This window comes from Oceanibacterium hippocampi, assembly GCF_900172325.1.
Classification (GTDB): Bacteria; Pseudomonadota; Alphaproteobacteria; order Sneathiellales; family Sneathiellaceae; genus Oceanibacterium; species Oceanibacterium hippocampi.
Map to the genome: position 1 here is coordinate 1940481 of NZ_FWFR01000001.1, position 20079 is coordinate 1960559.

Annotated in this window: 19 protein-coding genes; 9 read left to right on the forward strand and 10 right to left on the reverse strand. The window is 67.5% G+C overall.

Features of this window, described 5'->3' with window-relative positions; genetic code table 11:
- Nucleotides 1–77: 77 nt before the first annotated feature.
- The 5 genes from OCH7691_RS09205 to OCH7691_RS09225 form a co-directional block, all read right to left on the reverse strand.
- Entirely contained in the window at nt 78–617 is a 540-nt protein-coding gene (locus OCH7691_RS09205; RefSeq protein ID WP_085883082.1) for a hypothetical protein, read from the reverse strand.
- Between the two features lie 79 nt (nt 618–696).
- Nucleotides 697–1338, reverse strand: coding sequence for a glycerol-3-phosphate 1-O-acyltransferase PlsY (gene plsY, locus OCH7691_RS09210; RefSeq protein ID WP_085883083.1), 642 nt, complete (start codon nt 1336–1338; stop codon nt 697–699).
- A complete protein-coding gene (gene pyrC / locus OCH7691_RS09215; protein WP_085883084.1) occupies nt 1331–2650 on the reverse strand; it encodes a dihydroorotase in 1320 nt (439 codons plus the stop codon). The genes plsY and pyrC overlap by 8 nt, the downstream gene beginning before the upstream one ends.
- Nucleotides 2647–3621 carry an aspartate carbamoyltransferase catalytic subunit gene (locus OCH7691_RS09220; protein WP_085883085.1) on the reverse strand — a complete coding sequence of 325 codons (975 nt, stop codon included), beginning with the start codon at nt 3619–3621 and terminating at the stop codon, nt 2647–2649. The genes pyrC and OCH7691_RS09220 overlap by 4 nt, the downstream gene beginning before the upstream one ends.
- A gap of 83 nt (nt 3622–3704) precedes the next feature.
- The gene (locus tag OCH7691_RS09225) at nt 3705–4187 is read right to left on the reverse strand and encodes a DUF6455 family protein (protein WP_085883086.1); all 483 of its coding nucleotides are present in this window, start codon (nt 4185–4187) and stop codon (nt 3705–3707) included.
- Nucleotides 4188–4593: 406 nt separating this feature from the next.
- Between OCH7691_RS09225 and OCH7691_RS09230 the strand changes: the two genes are divergently transcribed.
- A complete protein-coding gene (locus OCH7691_RS09230) occupies nt 4594–6384 on the forward strand; it encodes an SIR2 family protein (protein WP_217807873.1) in 1791 nt (596 codons plus the stop codon).
- Between the two features lie 114 nt (nt 6385–6498).
- Here the strand turns inward: OCH7691_RS09230 and OCH7691_RS09235 are convergent, their stop codons facing one another.
- Both OCH7691_RS09235 and ruvX read right to left on the reverse strand, forming a co-directional pair.
- Nucleotides 6499–7392, reverse strand: a complete 894-nt coding sequence (locus OCH7691_RS09235) for an AEC family transporter (protein ID WP_085883087.1) — start codon at nt 7390–7392, stop codon at nt 6499–6501.
- On the reverse strand, nt 7389–7874 hold the full coding sequence (ruvX, locus tag OCH7691_RS09240) for a Holliday junction resolvase RuvX (RefSeq protein ID WP_085883088.1): 486 nt from the start codon (nt 7872–7874) through the stop codon (nt 7389–7391). The genes OCH7691_RS09235 and ruvX overlap by 4 nt, the downstream gene beginning before the upstream one ends.
- A 108-nt stretch (nt 7875–7982) precedes the next feature.
- Between ruvX and gatC the strand changes: the two genes are divergently transcribed.
- The 3 genes from gatC to gatB are packed head-to-tail and all read left to right on the forward strand — an operon-like array spanning nt 7983 to nt 11209.
- Nucleotides 7983–8270, forward strand: coding sequence for an Asp-tRNA(Asn)/Glu-tRNA(Gln) amidotransferase subunit GatC (gene gatC, locus OCH7691_RS09245; protein WP_085883089.1), 288 nt, complete (start codon nt 7983–7985; stop codon nt 8268–8270).
- Nucleotides 8270–9751 (forward strand): Asp-tRNA(Asn)/Glu-tRNA(Gln) amidotransferase subunit GatA, encoded by a 1482-nt coding sequence (gene gatA, locus OCH7691_RS09250; RefSeq protein WP_085883090.1) that lies wholly within the window; start codon nt 8270–8272, stop codon nt 9749–9751. Before gatC ends, gatA begins: the two co-directional genes overlap by 1 nt.
- Nucleotides 9752–9754: 3 nt before the next feature.
- Complete coding sequence (gatB, locus tag OCH7691_RS09255) at nt 9755–11209, forward strand: Asp-tRNA(Asn)/Glu-tRNA(Gln) amidotransferase subunit GatB (RefSeq protein ID WP_085883091.1); 1455 nt, start codon at nt 9755–9757, stop codon at nt 11207–11209.
- Nucleotides 11210–11233: 24 nt separating this feature from the next.
- On the opposite strand, the gene OCH7691_RS09260 is transcribed toward gatB, so the two are convergent.
- On the reverse strand, nt 11234–11554 hold the full coding sequence (locus tag OCH7691_RS09260) for a DMT family transporter (protein WP_085883092.1): 321 nt from the start codon (nt 11552–11554) through the stop codon (nt 11234–11236).
- 534 nt (nt 11555–12088) lie between these two features.
- Here OCH7691_RS09260 and recO point away from each other — a divergent pair.
- The 5 genes from recO (at nt 12089) to OCH7691_RS09285 (ending at nt 17814) form a co-directional block, all read left to right on the forward strand.
- Nucleotides 12089–12847, forward strand: a complete 759-nt coding sequence (gene recO / locus OCH7691_RS09265; RefSeq protein WP_085883093.1) for a DNA repair protein RecO — start codon at nt 12089–12091, stop codon at nt 12845–12847.
- A 5-nt stretch (nt 12848–12852) separates the two neighbouring features.
- Complete coding sequence (gene parC / locus OCH7691_RS09270) at nt 12853–15084, forward strand: DNA topoisomerase IV subunit A (RefSeq protein WP_085883094.1); 2232 nt, start codon at nt 12853–12855, stop codon at nt 15082–15084.
- A gap of 57 nt (nt 15085–15141) precedes the next feature.
- Complete coding sequence (locus OCH7691_RS09275; RefSeq protein ID WP_085883095.1) at nt 15142–16770, forward strand: AMP-binding protein; 1629 nt, start codon at nt 15142–15144, stop codon at nt 16768–16770.
- 148 nt (nt 16771–16918) lie between these two features.
- Nucleotides 16919–17380: a MarR family winged helix-turn-helix transcriptional regulator gene (locus OCH7691_RS09280; RefSeq protein WP_085883096.1), complete on the forward strand. Its 462-nt coding sequence runs from the start codon at nt 16919–16921 to the stop codon at nt 17378–17380.
- Nucleotides 17381–17412: 32 nt separating this feature from the next.
- Nucleotides 17413–17814 carry a DUF1398 domain-containing protein gene (locus OCH7691_RS09285; protein WP_085883097.1) on the forward strand — a complete coding sequence of 134 codons (402 nt, stop codon included), beginning with the start codon at nt 17413–17415 and terminating at the stop codon, nt 17812–17814.
- A 70-nt stretch (nt 17815–17884) separates the two neighbouring features.
- Here the strand turns inward: OCH7691_RS09285 and OCH7691_RS09290 are convergent, their stop codons facing one another.
- Together OCH7691_RS09290 and OCH7691_RS09295 are read right to left on the reverse strand one after the other, a co-directional pair.
- Entirely contained in the window at nt 17885–19483 is a 1599-nt protein-coding gene (locus tag OCH7691_RS09290) for a TRAP transporter large permease (RefSeq protein WP_217807874.1), read from the reverse strand.
- Nucleotides 19484–19485: 2 nt separating this feature from the next.
- Complete coding sequence (locus OCH7691_RS09295) at nt 19486–20031, reverse strand: TRAP transporter small permease subunit (RefSeq protein ID WP_370853097.1); 546 nt, start codon at nt 20029–20031, stop codon at nt 19486–19488.
- Nucleotides 20032–20079: the final 48 nt, after the last annotated feature.

The window sequence follows — 20079 nt, forward strand, 5'->3', positions numbered from 1 at the left end:
AGCCGGGTCGGGTCGTCAATCGGCGGTAGTGCCGGGCGCCGGACGTTCGTGTCGCCGGTTTCGTGGCGGCCGGCCGCTCAGCCCTGCCGGGGAAGCGGGCGGGCAAGGTCGCGGAGCGCCGGGATCGTCGCCTCGAAATAGGCGAGGATGCTGCGCTCCAGCGGCGGCAGGGCGGCGAACGGGGTGCCGGGTTCCTTGCCGTCGTCAGGTGCGGGCGGCCCGGGCGGCTCGGGCGGTGCGGCGGGCCGGGGTTGCCCGGCGTCCGCGCCTTCGGATGCCGGTTCGTCGGTCTCTGCCTCGACCGGCGGACGGTCGGTGTCGTCCTTGCCGGTCTCCGTCGCTGCGACCGGCTGCGTCGCCTCGGGCGTATCGGTGCCGTCCGGGCTGTCGCCGTCGCCGCTGGCATCGGGGTCGTCGTCGAGGGCGGGAAATCCGGCGAGATAGCGGCTGCGGTAGGCGTCCGCCGCCTTGCCGGTCGCGGCCTTGAGCGCCTGCGCCTCCTCGGCGGCCTGTTTGCGGGCCGTGTTCATGGCCGCGCGCAGCCGGTCGGCCGCCTGCCAGAAACCGGCCGGGCCGGGGCGCGGCGGGACGTCGCCGTCCGGGGGAGTGTCGCTCATGGCCGTGATGGCTCCCGTCAAGCGTCCTCGTTCCCTCCAAGGACGCTCGGCGGGGCGGTTTCGTGCCGGCTCAGCCCGGCTAGCCGATCCGGGGCTCCTCGCCGCGCAGCAGGCGGGCGATATTGGCGCGGTGACGGATGACGACCAGCAGCGCCAGGATGGCGGCGAATTCGGCCCGCTGGAAGTCGGCGAGCACGAGGCCCTGCCACGGCGAGATCGTCGCCAGCCCATAGCAATAGACCGGCGCCATGATCGCGGCGACGAGCGCGGCGAGGGAGGAGAAGCGGAAGACCAGCGCGGTCAGCAGCCAGGTCAGGCAGGCGAGGACGCCGACCGGCCAGGCGATGGCGAGCTGGATGCCGAGAAAGGTCGCGACCCCCTTGCCGCCCTGGAAGCGCAGCCAGACCGGGAAAAGGTGGCCGAGGAAGGCGCCGCCGCCGGCCATCACCGCCATGTCCTGTCCGAAGAACTGGTTGGCGATCAGCACCGCCACGGCGCCCTTGGCCCCGTCGAGCAGCAGGGTCGCGAGCGCGAGCCCCTTGCGGCCGGTGCGCAGCACGTTGGTGGCGCCGATATTGCCGGAGCCGATGGCGCGGATGTCGCCGGCGCCGGCGAGCCGGGTCAGGACCAGGCCGAAGGGGATCGAGCCGAGCAGGTAGCCGAGCAGGGCCGCCGCATAAAGCGGCCAGGTGTAGTCGAAGCCACCGAGCGGATCAGGCATTGTCGTCATCCTCCCCGGTCGCGTCGAAGACGGTTTCGCCGCCGACCACGGTGCGCCAGACCCGGCCCTGCACCATCAGCCCGTCGAACGCCGTGTTGGCGCATTTGGAGCGCAGCTTCTCGCCGTCGATGCGCCACGGCGTGTCGGGGTCGAAGATCGCGAGGTCGGCCGAGGCGCCGGGCGCCAGCCGCCCCTGTTCCAGGCCGAGCAGGCGGGCCGGGTTGATGGTCATCTTGGCGAGCACGTCGAGCAGCGACATGTGGCCATTGTGATAGAGCCCGAGCGAAACCGGCAACAGCGTCTCCAGCCCGATCACGCCGGGCGAGGCGAGGCCGAAGGGCAGGCGCTTGCTTTCCACGTCCTGCGGCGAATGCTGGGACGAGATGATCTCGATCGTGCCGTCCTGCAGGCCGAGGACGACGGCGCGCCGGTCCATCTCGTCGCGGAGCGGCGGCGAGACCTTGGCGTAGGTCCGGTAGTCGCCGACCGCGAGTTCGTTGAGCGTGAAATAATGCGGCGCGGTGCCTGCGCTGACGTCGAGGCCGCGATACTTGCCCCGGCGCAGCGCCTCGATCGATTCCGCGGTCGTCAGCTGCGCCGCGTGCCAGCGCCCGCCGGTCAGCTCGACGAGGCGGAGATCGCGTTCCACCATGATCGTCTCGGCGACCGAGGGGTTGCCCGAGAGGCCGAGCAGGCTGGCCATCTCGCCCTCGTTCATCGCCCCGTCGGCGGCGAGGTCCGGGTCTTCCACATGGGCGATGATGAGCGCGTCGAAGGCGCCGGCATAGGCGAGCGCCCGGCGCATCACGGTCGGCCGCGCGACCGGATGCGGCGCGTCGGTGAAGGCGATCGCGCCGGCCTCGGCCAGCAGGCCGATCTCGGCCAGTTCCTCGCCGCGGAGCCCCTTGGTCAGCGCCCCCATCTGGTGCACGCGGACCGGCGAGACGGCGCGCACCCGGCGGAACACGAACTCGACCATCGCCGGATCGTCGATCACCGGCTCGGTATTGGGCAGCGCGACGATGGTGGTGACGCCGCCGGCCGCTGCGGCCGCGCCGGCGCTGCGGACCGTTTCGCGATATTCGGCGCCGGGTTCGCCGAGCTCGGCATGCATGTCGATCAGCCCCGGCGCCAGGCAGCGGCCGCCGCAATCGACGACCAGCGCGTCCTCCGGCGTGCCGTCGGCGAAGATCTCCGGGCCGAGCGCGCGGATCTTGCGGCCCTCGGTCAGCAGCGAGCCGAAATCGTCGAGGCCGCTTTCCGGGTCGAGCAGCCGGGCGTTCACGTAGGCGGTGCGGCGGAACTCGCTCATGCGGCGCCCCTCCCGGCGGTAAGGTGCCGGGTCAGCAAGTCGAGGCAGGCCATGCGCACCGCCACGCCCATCTCGACCTGTTCGCCGATGACGCTCCGGTGGATATCGTCGGCGATCACCGAATCGATCTCGACGCCCCGGTTCATCGGCCCCGGATGCATGACCAGCGCGTCCGTCCGGGCGGCCGAGAGCTTGTCCCGGTCGAGCCCGTAGAAGCGGTAATACTCGCGCTTCGACGGCACGAACGAGCCGCGCATCCGCTCCGTCTGCAGGCGCAGCATCATGATGATGTCGGCATCCCGGAGGCCGTCCCTCATGTTGGTGCAGATCTCGGCGCCGAGCCGCTCGGCGGCGGCCGGCAGCAGGGTCGGCGGGGCGATCAGGCGGACATGGGCGCCCATCGAGTTCAGCAGCCAGATGTTCGAGCGCGCCACCCGGCTGTGCAGGATGTCGCCGCAGATCGCCACCGTGAGCCCTTCCAGCCGGCCCTTGCGGCGGCGGATGGTGAGCGCGTCGAGCAACGCCTGGGTCGGATGCTCGTGGCTGCCGTCGCCGGCATTGATGACGGCGCCGCTCACCTTCTGGCTGAGCAGGCTGGCGGCGCCCGAGTCCGGATGGCGGATCACCAGCACGTCCGGGTGCATGGCGTTCAGCGTCATTGCGGTGTCGATCAGCGTCTCGCCCTTCTTGATGGCGCTGGTCGCGACCGACATGTTGATGACGTCGGCGCCGAGCCGCTTGCCGGCCAGTTCGAACGAGGTCCGGGTGCGCGTCGAATTCTCGAAGAAGAGATTGATCTGGGTCAGCCCGCGCAGCAGCGACATCTTCTTGTCGACCGCGCGATTCTTGTCGACATAGCGGTCGGCAAGATCCAGCAGGACCAGGATATCCGCCGGTTTCAGCCCGGCGATGCCGAGCAGATGGCGGTGCGGGAACGGCGCCGCGTCGGCGCCCTGATCGGGGATACTCATTAAAGCGGCAGTTTATAGTCGCCGCGCGGGACGGCGGCAAGCGGGGTTACCACGCACCGCGTGCCTGCCGCTCCGGCCGTCCCTCAGCGCGCCCGCTGTGCCCCGGAACGCGTGTCGCGGAGCGATTCCCCGCGGCGCAGGTCGTTGACGAAGGCGGCGTTCGGGCAGAAGGCGTCGTAGCCGTTTCGCGGCCGGCCATGCGCCAGCCAGGCGATGCAGGGCGCCCGCCAGGCGCAGGCGCGGCAGCGATCGAGCGCATCCGACAGGCGACCGCGCCCGATCGGGCGGCCGGTTTCGACGGCGTCGAGGCCGAGTTTCCCGATCAGCGTCCAGAACAGGTCCGGCCCGCCCTCGCCAAGCGTCTCATGCGCCGTCGAGCCGATGATCCGGCCCGGCCCGTCCGCTGCGACTGGCTCGGGATGGACGGCGACCAGCAGGATATCCGCCTCCGGCAGCAGCGCCCGGGCCTCGCTCTCGCTCGCCGCGACGACGAGGTGGGTCCGGTAGGCGGCCTGGTGCGCCTCGTCCGCGCGAACGCTGATCTCGTAGAGCTTCTTGCCGGTCATTTGGCAGCCCTCCCTGGCGACCCGGCGCCGATTGCCCGGGAGTCTAGACCGGAAGGCCGCGCGGCGGATTGCGACCGATGGTCCCAGTCCGGGATGTGGGTGGGCTGCGACTAACGGAAAGGTTGTTTCGACAAGTGCTTCTCACTTAAAAATTACGGGATGACACGGCAATGTTGCAGGATCTCTTGCTCCCAGAAGAACGGCCTGATCGAACAACGGAACTTCAGAGAAGCGGATAACTTTATGGCTGTCCCCAAGTATCATGATCTGATGTTGATGGTGCGGCGTTTGGAGACCGAAGGTGAGGGTTCCGCGAAATCACCGATCGGTTAAATCTGGGTCCGTATGCTGGAAGTTTTGGGCGCTATCAGATCGGATCGACTGAACTGAACGCTTGGCGGGATGAATGGAGAAGATGAGCCTTTTTCAAGGTGACTCACTGACGCAAATCGCATTCTCGGTTTACGAGAACAAGGGCGTGTTCGCTGTCCTCTTGGGCTCCGGAATGTCGCGTGCCGCCGAAATTCCCACCGGCTGGGAAATCACGCTCGAACTCGTACGGCGCGTTGCGCTAGCGCAGGGCGTGAAAGAACAGCCGGACTGGGCAATCTGGTACCGGGGGAAGACGGGAAAGGAGCCGGATTACTCAGCGCTCCTTGAGGAACTCGCGGCTTCCCCTGAAGAACGCCGCTCCATCCTGCACAACTATATCGAGCCTAACGAAGAAGATCGCGAGGAAGGCCGGAAGATTCCAACAAAGGCCCACCAGGCGATCGCAGATCTGGTACACAGCGGCTATATCCGCGTGATTATCACGACGAACTTTGACCGGCTCATGGAGAATGCGCTGCGAGAGCGCGGAATTGAACCGACCGTCGTCGCCTCCGTCGATGCGCTCGCGGGCGCAGAACCGCTCACTCATACCGCCTGCTACGTCCTCAAGCTTCACGGTGATTACAAGGATGCGCGCATCCTGAATACCGAAGCGGAACTGAGCAGCTATCCTGCAGCATATGACACTATTCTTGATCGCATCCTGGATGAGCACGGCCTCATCGTTTGCGGCTGGTCCGGGGAGTGGGATCATGCGCTTCGGGCGGCGTTCCTCCGTGCGCCGAATCGCCGCTATTCCGTCTATTGGGCTGCACGCGGCGCACTTGGCGGCGGTGCGGAAGTACTGGTGAAGCATCGCGATGCCCGTTGTATTCAGATCGAGAATGCGGACGGCTTTTTCTCAGAATTGAAGCAACGCGTGGAGACTCTGGAGCAGAGTCAGCGCCAGAATCCGCTCAGCATCGACCTGCAGATAAGCAGCGCCAAACGCTTCCTCGCAAAGCCGGAGCATCGCATCCAGCTCGATGAGCTGTTCGCGGAGGAGACGGAACGAGTGCTGGTGCAACTCGACCACGCTGAATTTTCGCCTGACGAAGAATGGGGGCGGGAGCAGGTTCGCGCCCGCGTCCGAAGATACGAAGCGTTAACCGAAACGCTTGCCAGCATGGCCGGCGTGCTGGGTCGTTGGGGTGATGACGGCGAGCACGCGCTCGTCGTCGATATCATTCGAAGTCTTTGCGCCCACGCTTACAAGAAAGGCAGCGGAAACCCCCGCTATCTTGGTCTTCGGTCGTATCCGGCTGTCCTAATCATGACCACGTACGGTCTTGGCTTGACGCGTGCCGAGCGATGGGCTGCCGTTCATCGACTCTTCACTGCCTCAATCGATCGACCATTTGGGGAACCGGTTCCGGTAACCGAGACGCTCTTCTTGTCGGCTTGGAAGGGCGGCGATGACGACATATGGCGGAAGTTAGAAGGGCTTGAGCAACTGCGGACGCCACTTAGCGATCATCTACTGGCGCTCGCGAGCGAATGGCGAAAGCGCTTCATTGGGCTTACACCCGATTTCGAATTGTTGTTCGAGCGTTTCGAATTTCTGGGCTCCTTGGCAGACTTTGGGCGGAATGAAAAGGCTCACGTTCAGGATGATCTCGCCGACCACTCCCGCATAGGGCTCACATGGATGCCGGTTGGCCGCGTTGGTTGGCACATCGCGAATGCCGAGAAACTTGTAGCGGAGATACAAGCGCTGCCGATGAAAACAGCTCTCTTGCAAGCTGGTTTCGGCAAGGGCGATCCCGAGTTCATCGATCTATTCATTGAGAATCTCAATCGTGCAGCTGCGACAATGCGACAGTGAAGCAAGATCAGATATGTCTGATCGCACAAGAACATTCTTAGTCGGGGTTGGTGCATGGTTGCGCTGAAACTCTGACTCTGGCGGATCTCGCGGAATAGGTGGGGCATCGAATACTCACCCCAGCAACAGCAGCACCGCCGGCATGCTGACCAGCGCGGCGACGGTCGAGGCGGTGATGATGCCGGCCATCAGGCGGGCGTCGCCGCCGAGCATCCGGCTCATCACGTAGGCCGACGAGGCGACCGGCAGCGAGGCCCAGAGCAGCGCCGTGCCGGCGGTCAGCCCCTGGACCCCGAACAGGTGCAGCGACAGCGCCATCACGGCCGGGAAGACCAGCAGCTTGAGCACGACGCCGGCGACGATCGCCGCCTTGGACGCGGCGGCCGCCTGGTAGTCGAGCGCCGCGCCGACCGCGAGCAGGCCGAGGGGCAGCGCCGCGGCGCCGAGGATTTCCAGCACCTGCTGGATCAGCGCCGGGATGCCGGTGCCGCTGCTGCTCAGGCCGGCGCCGATCAGGCAGGCGAGGATCAGCGGGTTGCGGACGACGCTGAGGACGATCTGGCGCAGGCCGGCCTGGCGCCCGGTGAGCGCGATCACCGAGATCACGTTGACCGTCGGGATCATGATCGCCGCGACGATCGCCGCCAGCGTCAGCCCGGCCGTGCCCCAGAGCGCCGAGGCGGCGGCGAAGCCGACATAGGTGTTGAAGCGGATCGCCCCCTGGACCAGCGAGCTCGCCCCCGGCCGGGCGAGGCCGAGCGGGCGGGCGACGAGCAGCGCCAGGCCCCAGAGCACGATCACGGCGAGGATCATCGCGCCGGCCAGCGGCAGCACCTGGAAGCCGCTCAGGTCGGCATGGCCGAGCCGGTTGACGAGCAGGGCCGGGAAGAAGACGAAATAGGTGATCCGCTCGGCCATCGCCCAGAAGCTCTCGTCGCCGAAGGCATAGCGGCGCAGCAGCCAGCCGAGCAGGATCATGATGAAGACGGGGACGAGGGCGGCGATCATCGCCAGGCGGAGCCGCCGCCGAGCCCGACCAGGCGGTCGAGGAAGCCCTGCAGGATGTAGGCCGCCGCCATCTTGTCGACCAGCACCTTGCGGCGGGCCCGGCTGGCGTCGGCGTCGAGCAGCGTGCGGGTCACCGCGACCGTCGACATGCGCTCGTCCCAGAACAGCATCGGCAGCGGGGTCAGTGGTTCCAGGTTGCGCTGGAAGGCACGGGTCGACTGGCTGCGCGGCCCCTCGCGACCGTCGAGCTCGGTCGGCAGGCCGATGACCAGGGCCAACACCTGCTCGCGCGCGGCGATCCGCAGCAGCGCGTCGGCGTCGGCGCGGAACTTGCTCCGCCTGATCGTCTCGAGCGGGCTCGCGATCGTCCGCGAGGCGTCGGAGAGGGCGAGGCCGATGGTCTTCGAGCCGTAATCGAGGCCGAGCAGGCGGCCGCGCGGGGGAAGTTCGGCGAGCAGCGCCTCAGGGTTGCCGATGAGCATGGCGGATGCTAATTTCCCGGCCCTGTCGGGGCCGCGGCCGGGGCTGAGCCGGAACGCCTGCGCGCCTGCCTGACAACAGTCATCTGAAGCACTTTCACAAGGTCGATCATGTCGTTGGATAAGGCCACTGTGGCGCGCATCGCCCGGTTGGCGCGGATCAGGGTCGAGGACGAGCAACTCGAACCGCTGCGCCGGGAACTCAATAACATCCTCGGCTGGGTCGAGCAACTTGGCGAGGTCGATACCGCGGGCGTCGAGCCGATGACCTCGGTGACGCCGATGACGCTGCGCACGCGCGTCGACGCGGTGACCGACGGTGGCTATCCGGAGAAGGTGGTCGCCAACGCGCCGGACGGGGTCGAGCATTTCTTCGCCGTGCCGAAGGTGATCGAGTAATGGCCGCGCTCACCGATCTCGGCATCGCCGGCGCGCTCGACGGGCTGGCGAAGGGCGATTTCTCGGCCCGCGAGCTGACCGAGGCTTCGCTTGGCGCGCTGGAACGTGCCCGTCCGCTCAACATCGCGATCACCGAACTGCCCGAGCAGGCGCTCGCCGTCGCCGACGCCGCCGATGCCCGCCGCAAGGCCGGCGAGGCCGGCGCCATGGACGGCGTGCCGATCGTGATGAAGGACCTGTTCTGCACCGAGGGCGTACTGACCACCGCCGCCTCGCACATCCTCGACGGCTTCCACCCGACCTACAGCGCGACCGTCGCGACGAAGCTGGCCGAGGCCGGCGCGATCACGATCGCCAAGGCCAATCTCGACGAGTTCGCCATGGGCTCGTCGAACGAGACCAGCCATTACGGCCCGGTCGCCAATCCCTGGACGCGGACCGGCGGCGATGCCCGGCTGGTGCCCGGCGGCTCGTCCGGCGGCTCGGCCGCCTCGGTCGCCGCCCGGGTCGTCGCCGGGGCCACCGGCACCGATACCGGCGGCTCGATCCGCCAGCCCGCCGCCTTCACCGGCATCGTCGGCATGAAGCCGACCTACGGACGCTGCTCGCGCTGGGGCATCGTCGCCTTCGCCTCCTCGCTCGACCAGGCCGGGCCGATGACCCGGAGCGTCCGCGACGCCGCCATCATGCTGGGGGCGATGGCCGGCTTCGACCCAAAGGATTCGACCAGTGTCGACCGGCCGGTGCCGGATTTCGCCGCGGCGATGAGCGGCGACGTGCGCGGCCTCAGGGTCGGCGTGCCGACGGAATACCGGGTCGAGGGCATGCCCGCCGATATCGAGGCGCTCTGGCAGCAGGGCATCGACTGGCTGAAGACGGCCGGCGCCGAGATCGTCGAGGTCAGCCTGCCGCACACGAAATACGCCCTGCCGGTCTATTACATCGTCGCCCCGGCCGAGGCCTCGTCGAACCTTGCCCGCTACGACGGCGTCCGCTACGGCCTCCGGGTGCCGGGCGCCGACCTGACCGAAATGTACGAGAATACCCGCGCCGCGGGCTTCGGCCACGAGGTGCAGCGCCGCATCATGATCGGCACCTACGTGCTCTCGGCCGGCTATTACGACGCCTATTACCTGCAGGCGCAGAAGGTCCGGACCCGGATCGCCGAGGATTTCCGCAAGGCCTACGAACAGGTCGACGTGCTGCTGACGCCGACCACGCCGTCGGCCGCCTTCGCCTTCGGCGAGAAGGGCGACGATCCGATCGCGATGTATCTGAACGACGTGCTGACCGTGCCGGCGAGCCTCGCCGGACTGCCGGCGATCTCGCTGCCGGCCGGGCTCGGCGCCGAGGGCACGCCGCTCGGCCTGCAGCTGATCGGCCGCCCGTTCGACGAGGAGACCGTGTTCCGCGCCGCCGGCGTGCTGGAGGAGGCCGCCGGCTTCGACCATCGCCCGGATGCCTGGTGGGAGGAGGCCTGAGCCATGAGCTATCGTCTTCAGGGCGCCACCGGCGAGTGGGAAGTGGTGATCGGCATGGAGGTGCATTCCCAGGTCGTCTCCAACGCCAAGCTGTTCTCCGGCGCCGCGACGGCGTTCGGCGCCGCGCCGAACAGCCAGGTCTCGCTGGTCGACGCGGCGATGCCCGGCATGCTGCCGGTGATCAACGCCCATTGCGTCGAGCAGGCGGTCCGCACCGGCCTCGGGCTCAGGGCCGAGATCAACAAGGTCTCGGTGTTCGACCGCAAGAACTACTTCTATCCGGACCTGCCGCAGGGCTACCAGATCTCGCAATTCACCCAGCCGATCGTCGGGAAGGGCGTCGTCACGCTCGATTTCCCGGATCGGGAGAGCGTCGATGTCGGCATCACCCGGCTGCACCTGGAACAGGACGCCGGCAAGAGCCTGCACGACCAGGATCCGACGCGGAGCCTGATCGACCTCAACCGTTCCGGCGTCGCGCTGATGGAGATCGTCTCCGAACCCGACATGCGCTCGCCCGAGGAGGCCGGCGCCTTCCTGCGCAAGCTCCGGGCGATCCTGCGCTACCTCGGGACCTGCGACGGCAACATGGAGGAAGGCTCCATGCGTGCCGACATCAACGTCTCGGTGCGCAAGCCCGGCGGCGACCTCGGCACCCGCTGCGAGATCAAGAACGTCAACTCGATCCGCTTCCTGCAGCAGGCGATCGTCTACGAGGCGGGGCGGCAGATCGAGATCATCGAGGGCGGCGACGAGGTCCGTCAGGAAACCCGGCTGTTCGATCCGAACAAGGGCGAGACGCGCTCCATGCGCTCCAAGGAAGAGGCGCACGACTACCGCTACTTCCCCGATCCGGACCTGATGCCGTTGGTCCTCGACGACGATTTCATCGAACGCATCCGGGCCGACCTGCCCGAGCTTCCCGACGAGAAGAAGGCGCGCTTCGTCGCCGACCTCGGGCTCGGGGCGGAGGATGCCGGCGTGCTGGTCGCCGAGCGCGAGATCGCCGACTATTTCGAGGCGGTGGCGGCCGGGCGCGATGCCCGGACGGCGGCCAACTGGGTCATCGGCAACCTGTTCGGCGCCCTGAACAAGTCCGGCAAGACGATCCTGCAATGCCCTGTCGCGCCGGCGCAATTGGGTGCGCTGATCGACCTGATCACGGACGGTACCCTGTCCAACCGGCTGGCCAAGGAGGTCTTCGAGGTGATGTTCGAGACCGGCCGGGACGCCGAGGCGGTGATCGACGAGAAGGGCCTCCGCCAGGTCTCCGACTCCGGCGCGATCGAGGGGCTGGTCGACGGCATCCTCGCCGCCAACCCGGACAAGGTCGCCGAGTATCGCGGCGGCAAGGACAAGCTGTTCGGCTTCTTCGTCGGCCAGGTCATGAAGGCAACCCAGGGCAAGGCCAACCCGCAGATCGTCAACGAGATCCTGAAGAAGAAGCTCTCCGAATAGGGCTGTGGCGCCGGCGGCGCGGGCTCAGGAGGAGAGCTTGAGGCCGACGATGCCGACGAGAATGAGGCCGACGAAGAAGATCCGCGCCAGGGCCATCGGCTCGGCGAAGAACATGATGCCGATGGCGAAGGTCCCGGCGGCGCCGATCCCGGTCCAGACCGCGTAGGCGGTGCCCATCGGCACGACGCGCAGCGAGAGCAGAAGCAGGGCGCCGCTCATCGTCATGCAGACGACGCCGAAGGCGACCCAGCCCCAGTGGACGCCGTTCTCGGTCCAGCCGTATTTCAGGCCGACCGGCCAGCCCCATTCGAAGATCCCCGCGATCACCAGATAAAGCCACGACATCGCATTCTCCCCGGCGCCGGGAGGCGCCTGCCGGCACAGATACAGCCTGTGCCCCGACCCGGGCAACTGTCGGATTTATTTACATATTGCTGATGTTTTTCCCGAGTGCATGAGCATAACGATATGAAAACAAATAGTATTTCCGCGCCGATGAATTGGCCCTTAATTTGCACACCTACAAGTTCGGTAAGGTGGCGCCGCCCGACGGGGCGGTGAGAGGGTTGCCGCCGGAGCGGCACGACCGGGTTCGGCGCGTTGCGCGGACCCGGCGATCGAGGGCTCCGGAACGGGGCGGGGCGAGGGGGCCGTGGCAGTCGGCACCCTGTCCCGGAACATGATCGCGCTCTGCCCGGCAGCGTATCCGCCGGGGTCACGCGATGGTCTGGCTGACCTAATCGGCCGAACCCTCAGAAGGGGGCGCGGTTCTTTCGGGGGCCGCGCCCCGCCTTGCCCGGTCCTGTCTGGCGATCCCGACGCCTTTCCGCGCCGCACCGCGGGCTTGCCGCGCGCGCCCGGCCGCTGTAGCTATCGCCCATGCATTGGTCGGATGACGGCATCCTCCTCGCCACGCGACGACATGGCGAGACCTCGTCGGTGATTCACGTCATGACCCGCGCCCACGGCCGCCATTGCGGGCTGGTCCGGGGCGGCGGCGGACGGCGGCTGGCCGGCGTCCTGCAGCCGGGGAACCAGCTTTCCGTGGACTGGACCGGGCGCTTGGAGCAGCATCTGGGCACCTTCAAGGTCGAGCTTTCGAATGCCCGCGCCGCACCGCTGCTCGACGACCGGAAGCGCCTGGCGGCGCTGTCCGCGGCTTGCGCGCTCTGCGAGGTGGCCCTGCCCGAGCGCGAGCCGCACGGGCCGCTCTACGACGCATTGCTGATCCTGCTGGAGGCGCTGGCGGACGACGACCTGACCTGGCCGATGGTTTACCTGCGCTGGGAACTCGGGCTGCTCGCCGAACTCGGTTTCGGCCTCGACCTCGATGCCTGTGCCCTGACCGGCGCGACCGAGGGCCTCGCCTATGTCTCGCCGCGCAGCGGCCGGGCAGCGACCGCCGAGGCGGCCGGCCTGCACCGGCACAAGCTGCTGGCGCTGCCCGGCTTCTTCGTCGGCGAGCGCGGCGTCGGGCCGAGCGACGACGCGGCCGACGACATCCGCGCCGGTTTCGCCCTGACCGGCCATTTCCTCGAACGCTGGCTGTTCGACGGCGGGCCGGCGAAGATGCCGGCGGCGCGGCAACGACTGGCGGCGAATTTCGCCTCTGCACCCACAAGATCTGGTGGTATATAGACCCGATGACAGACGATACAGTGATTGATTCCGGCGAAATCCGCCCCGCTTCGCTGAAGGACGCGCTCGCCGAGCGCTATCTCGCCTACGCGATGTCGACCATCATGTCGCGCTCACTGCCCGATGTGCGCGACGGCCTGAAGCCGGTGCACCGGCGCCTGCTTTACGCCATGCGGCTGCTGAAGCTTGACCCGGAAGGCGGTTTCAAGAAATGCGCCCGCGTCGTCGGCGACGTGATCGGCAAATACCATCCGCACGGCGACCAGTCGGTCTACGACGCGCTTGTCCGCCTCGCCCAGACCTTCGCGCAGCGCTATCCGCTGGTCGACGGCCAGGGAAACTTCGGCAATATCGACGGCGATAACGCGGCCGCCATGCGATATACCGAGGCCCGGCTGACCAAGATCGCCGAGCTGCTGTTGGAGGGGATCGACGAGGATACCGTCGATTTCCGGGCGACCTACGACGGCGAGGAATCGGAGCCGGTGGTCTTGCCGGCGGCCTTCCCGAACCTGCTTGCCAACGGCGCCGCCGGGATCGCCGTGGGCATGGCGACCTCGATCCCGCCGCACAACGCGATCGAGCTTTGCGACGCTCTGGCGCATCTCCTGCGCCACCCGAACGCCTCCATGGATACCCTGATGGAGAAGGTCCGGGCGCCCGACTTCCCGACCGGCGGCGTGCTGGTCGAGCCGAAGGAGCGGATCCGCGAGGCCTTCGAGACCGGCCGCGGCAGCTTCCGCGTCCGCGCCCGCTGGGAGGTCGAGCAACTGCCGCGCGGGACCTGGCAGATCGTCGTCACCGAGATCCCCTACCAGGTGCAGAAGGGCCGCCTGATCGAGCGCATCGCCGAGCTGATGCTGTCGAAGAAGCTGCCGCTGCTGGCCGATATCCGCGACGAATCGGCGGAGGACATCCGCCTGGTGCTGGAGCCGAAGAGCCGCACGGTCGAGCCGGAAGTCCTGATGCAGTCGCTGTTCCGGGCGAGCGATCTGGAAAGCCGCTTCAGCCTCAACATGAACGTGCTCGATTCCCAGGGCGTCCCGCGCGTCATGGGTCTGCGCGAGGTGCTGCTCGAGTATCTCGCGCACCGCCAGGTCGTGCTGGTCCGCCGCAGCCGCAACCGGCTCGAGAAGATCGAGCATCGGCTCGAGGTGCTGGCCGGTTACCTGGTCGTCTATCTCAACCTCGACGAGGTGATCCGCATCATCCGCGAGGAGGACCACCCGAAGGCCTCGCTGATGGAGACCTTCAGCCTGACCGATGTCCAGGCCGAGGCAATCCTCAACATGCGGCTGCGCTCGCTGCGCCGGCTGGAGGAGATGGAGCTGCGCCGCGAGTTCGACGAACTGAGCGCCGAGAAGGGCCTGCTCGAGGCGCTGCTCGCCGACGAGGACCTGCAGCGCGACCGCCTCGGCGAGGAGGTCAAGGCGCTGAAGAAGACGCTTCTCGGCATGCCCGAGCTGTCGAAGCGGCGGACCGACATCGGCGAGGCCGGCGAGATCGTCGAGGTGCCGATCCAGGCCTTCGTCGAGCGCGAGCCGATTACCGTCATCTGCTCCGAAAAGGGCTGGATCCGTGCCTTGCGCGGCCATCAGGACGGCAGCGTCGAGGAACGCTACAAGGAAGGCGACCGGGGCCGCTTCCGGATCCACGCGGAAACCACCGACAAGCTGCTGCTGTTCGGGACCAACGGCCGCTTCTACACGATCGGCTGCGACAAGCTGCCGGGCGGCCGAGGCCATGGCGAACCGGTCCGCCTGATGATCGATCTGGCCAATGACCAGGACATCGTCGGGCTCTTCGTGCACAAGCCGGATCGCAAGCTGCTGGTCGCCTCGACCGACGGCCGCGGTTTCGTCGTCGCCGAGAACCAGGTCGTGGCGCAGACCCGCAACGGCCGCCAGGTGCTGAACGTGGCGAGCGGGCAGGAGGCGCTGATCTGCACGCCGGTCGAGGGCGATTCGATCGCCGTCGTCGGCGACAACCGGAAGCTCAACTGTTTCGCGCTCGAGGAAGTGCCCGAGATGGCCCGCGGGCGCGGCGTGGTGCTGCAGCGCTACCGCGACGGCGGCCTGTCCGACGTCAGCTTCTTCAATCGCGAGGAGGGCGTCGGCTGGATCGACCCGGGCGGCCGCCAGCGCCGGGAAACCGACCTGACCGGCTGGTACACCAAGCGCGGCAATGCCGGCCGCATGGTGCCGCGCGGCTTCAACAGGAGCAACAAGTTCGCCTGACGGCGAGGCGCCGCCGGCCGTCCTGAAAGGAACCGGGCGCGATTCGGGGAGGGGACGATGCGTAGCGTGTACGAGGCGTTTCTGGACAGTGTCGGGGCCGCCCCCGGCAATGCCTTCCTGGCGGTCCCGCCAGCGCCCGGACGACGCTACCACCCGGACGGGCTCGAACTCAGTTACGGCGAGGCCCATGCCGCCGTCGAGGCGCTGAAGACGGCCTATGGCGAGGCCGGCTACGGCCCCGGGCATCGGGTCGCGGTGCTGCTGGAGAACCGCCCGGACCATTTCCTGCACAGCCTGGCGTTGAACGGTCTCGGCGTCTCGGTGGTGCCGATCAACCCGGACTACCGGGACGACGAGGCGCTCTACCTGCTGGAGCATTCCGAGGCGGCGCTGGTTGTCAGCGTGCCCGAACGGGCCGACGACATGCGCCGGGTCGCCGCCGGCCGGGCGATGCCGCTGCCGGTGGTCGAGGCCGGCGCGGCGCCGGGCATCCTGGCCGGTCTGCTGCCCGCGGCGGCGACGCCGGCCGGACGGGCGGTCCCCGATCTCGCGACCGAGGCGAGCCTGCTCTACACCTCGGGCACCACCGGGCGGCCCAAGGGCTGCATCCTGACCAACGACTATCACCTGACCGCCGGGCGCTGGTATGCCGGTCTCGGCGGCCTGCTGACGATCCGGCCGGGCGAGGACCGGATCTACAACCCGCTGCCGATCTTCCACATGAATGCCGGCGTGGTCTCCTTCGTCTGCATGCTGCTGACCCGGAACTGTCTGATCAGCCCGGACCGCTTCCACCCGGCGACCTGGTGGGACGATGTCGCGGCGACCGGGGCGACGATCATCCATTACCTGGGCGTCGTGCCGCCGATGCTGCTCAACCAGCCGCCCACTCGGGCCGAGCGCGCCCATCGCGTGCGCGTCGGACTGGGCGCCGGTGTCGAGCCGGAACTGCACGGCGCCTTCGAGGTCCGTTTCGGCTTTCCCCTCGTCGAGGTCTGGGGGATGACCGAGACGGGGCGGATCTTCGCCGACAACCACGAACCGCGCCAGATCGACACCCGCGCCTTCGGCCGCCCGCATGACGATTTCCAGGCCCGCGTGGTCGATGATTCCGGCCAAGAGGCTCCGGCGGGCGAGCCGGGCGAACTGCTGGTCCGGGCCGATGCCGACGATCCCCGGCGCGGCTTCTTCGCCGGCTATCTGAAGAACGAGGCGGCAACCGAGGAGGCCTGGCAGGGCGGCTGGTTCCATACCGGCGACATCGTCCGCCAGGGCGCCGACGGCATGCTCTATTTCGTCGACCGCAAGAAGAACATCATCCGCCGGTCCGGCGAGAATATCGCCGCCGCGGAGATCGAGGCGACCCTGCAGGCCCATGACGCGGTTCGCCAGGTCGCCGTGATCGCCGCTCCGGACGAACTCCGCGAGGAGGAGGTGATGGCCTGCATCGTGCCGATGGCGGGCGAGACGCCGGACGCGGCGCTGGCCGAGCGGCTGTTCGCCTGGTGCGTCGAGCGGCTCGCCTATTTCAAGACGCCCGGCTGGATCCTGTTCGTCGAGACGCTGCCGACGACCGGCACACAGAAGGTCCAGAAGACGCAGATCTTTCCGCCCGGCGAGGATCCGCGACAGCGCCCCGGCGCGCTCGACTACCGCGACCGGAAGCGGCGGCGCAAGCGCGCCTGAGGCACCTCGGGCGCCGCTCGCGGAAGGCGAGGGAAGGGCTGCGCCGGCCACCCAGACGGTCCCGGCACGATCCGCGGCACGGCCGCGATAATAAGATTGACTAGGAAACTTTATCGAAATAGTTTCCTAGTCAATCACGAGGATCGCCATGCCGCCCACCGCACCCGTTTCCGACCTTACCCAGCATCTCGGCTTCTGGCTGCGCATGGTCTCGAACCACGTCTCGCAGGCCTTCGCGGGCAAACTCGCGGACCAGGGGGTGACGGTCGCGGAATGGTGCCTGATGCGGGCGCTTTACGACAGGGAACCGACGGCGCCGAGCCGTCTGGCGGACGCCATGGGCATGACGCGGGGGGCGATCAGCAAACTCGCCGACCGTTTGATCGCCAAGGCGCTGATCCAGCGCGAGGCCAGCGTCGACGACGGCCGGGCGCAGACACTGGCGCTGACGCCGCGGGCTGTCGCACTGGTCCCGGAACTGGCCGCACTGGCCGACCGCAACGACGCCGAATTCTTCCAGTGCCTCACGGCGGCAGAACGGGAAACCCTGGAACGGCTGCTGAAGCGCATGGTCGAACGCAATCGCCTGACCGCGACACCGATCGATTGATCCAGGTCCCGGTCACGTCACGGAGAACAGCCATGAACGATCACCAGAAGGCTACCGCGCGCGCCTGTCTCGACGGGGCGGAGGACGATACGATGAGTTTTCCCGAGATCGTCGGCGCCCTCATCGAGGCCGGCTTCGAGGGCTACGCGATCGACTTCCGACGCGCCACCGCAACCTACTACCTGCCGGACGGGGGCAGCGTGGCGCTGCCCGCCCATGGCGTCGGGGCCGCCGTCGCGCCGGACTTCGATGCCGCCGGCATGCGGGCCGCCATCAGGGAGGCACAGCAGCAGGCCCCCGGCTACAGTTACCGGGGCTTCTGCGAAAAGGCCGTGGCGGCCGGCTGCGCCGGTTACATCGTGTCCTTCCCCGGTCGCCGGGTTCTCTATGTCGGTCGTTCGGCGGAAACCCACGTCGAGCATTTCCCCGACTAGGGATCGCTTCCGCCGCCCGGCCGGGTTCCGACCTTTTCCTGCCGTTCCTTCTTTCGAACGCCGTTCCGGCTCAGTTTCCGAGATCGGTGCCGAAGACCACTTTCGGCAGCCAGGTCGCGATCTCCGGGAACTGGGCGAGCACGATCAGGCCGATGATCTGGATGGCCACGAAGGGAATGACGCCCTTGTAGATATGCATCGTCGTCACTTCGGGCGGCGCGACGCCGCGCAGGTAGAAGAGCGCGAAGCCGAACGGCGGTGTCAGGAACGAGGTCTGCAGGTTCATCGCCATCATGATGCCGAGCCAGATCGGGTTGACATCGAGTTGCAGGATGATCGGCGCGACGATCGGGACCACGACGAAGGTGATCTCGATGAAGTCGAGGAAGAAGCCGAGCAGGAACATCACCGCCATCACCACGATGATCGCGCCGACGCGGCCGCCGGGCATGTTGGTCAGCAGTTCGTGCACCATGTCGTCGCCGCCGAGGCCGCGGAACACCAGGCTGAACATCGCGGCGCCGATCAGGATGACGAAGACCATGGCGGAGATCTCCATGGTCGAGCGCATCACCGTATGCAGGATCTGCGTCCGGTAGACCCGGATCAGGCTGACCACCACGCCGTAGAGCAGGATCGCGGCGAAGATCAGCGCCGCGCCGATGGCGACCAGGTTGGTCGACGTGGTCGCGTCGAGGTTCATCCGGAGGTCGAAGTAGCTCGCCAGCAGGAGCATCGCGACGAGCGAGAGGGCGCTGACGTAGATCGGCCCGCCATGGCTCTCGTCGAGGCGGAGCCCGGCCAGCAGCAGGGCGCCGACGGCGCCCACCGCGGCGGCTTCCGTGGGCGTCGCGTAGCCGGCGAGGATCGAGCCGAGAACGGCGATGATGAGCACGACCGGCGGCACCAGGGCGTGTACGACACGGCCGCCGAAACTGCCGCTGTCGGTCCCCTCCCCGAGGGCTTCACGCGGGATCGCCGGTGAGCTTTCCGGACGGACGTTCGCGATGATGATCTGGTAGAGCATGTACATGCCGACCAGCATCAGGCCGGGCAGCATCGCCCCGGCGAACAGGTCGCCGACCGAGACCGGTTCCGGCGACCAGTTGCCGATCGCGCGCTGGGCATCGACATAGGCGTTGGAAATCTGGTCGCCGAGAATGACCAGGACGATCGACGGCGGAATGATCTGGCCGAGCGTGCCGGAGGCGCAGATGGCGCCGCAGGCGAGCTTGGGATCGTAGCCGCGCCGGAGCATGGTCGGCAGTGACAGCAGGCCCATCGTCACCACGGTCGCGCCGACGATGCCGGTCGAGGCGGCGAGCAGCGCGCCGACCGTGAAGACCGACAGTCCGAGGCCGCCGCGCATCGGGCCGAACAGCATGCCCATGGTGTCGAGCAGTTCCTCGGCCACCTTACTTCGTTCGAGCATCACGCCCATGAAGACGAAGAGCGGCACCGCGATCAGCACCTCGTTCCACATCGCGTTGCCGAAGATGCGCTGCGGCATGGCGCTGAGGAAGGTCATGTCGAAGACGCCGAAGAAATAGGCGACGACGCCGACCGCAAGGCCGACGCCGGACAGGGTGAAGGCGACCGGGAAGCCGGCCATCAGGCAGGCGCATACCGATGCGAACAGGATGACGGCGAAAATCTCGTTTACGAGCACGGTCAGACCCTCTCGATCTCTTCGTCGGACGGCGCCTCATGGCCGGTCAGGACGAGAATGCTGTGAATGATCATCGAGATGGCCTGCGCGATCATCAGCGCGCAAAAGATCAGGATTGCCGTCTTCAGCAGGAAGACCAGCGGGATCCCGCTCGTTTCCTTGGAGCCCTCGAAATGGGCCCAGGAATTCCAGACATAGGGGAAGGAGGTCCACCAGATCGTCGCGCATACCGGGATCAGCAGGAACAGCGAGCCGAACAGGTCGACCTTCGCCTGGCTCGGCGGCTTCGCGGTCCGGTAGAAGATGTCCACCCGGACGTGGCCGTTGTGCAGCAGCGTGTAGCCGGCGCCGAGCAGGAACAGCAGCGAGTGCATGTAGACGATCGATTCCTGCATGAACAGGGAACCGATGCCGAACACGTAGCGCAGCACGACAACCGTGAACTGCACAAGGACCATGACCACGGCCAGCCACGCCACGTAGCGGCCGACCGTGCCGTTAACGGCGTCGATCGCTCGCGCGAGTTTCGCGATATTCTGCAACGGCACCTCCCAATGCCCGGAGAACTGATGCGCCTGCGGATGGACCTTGATCCG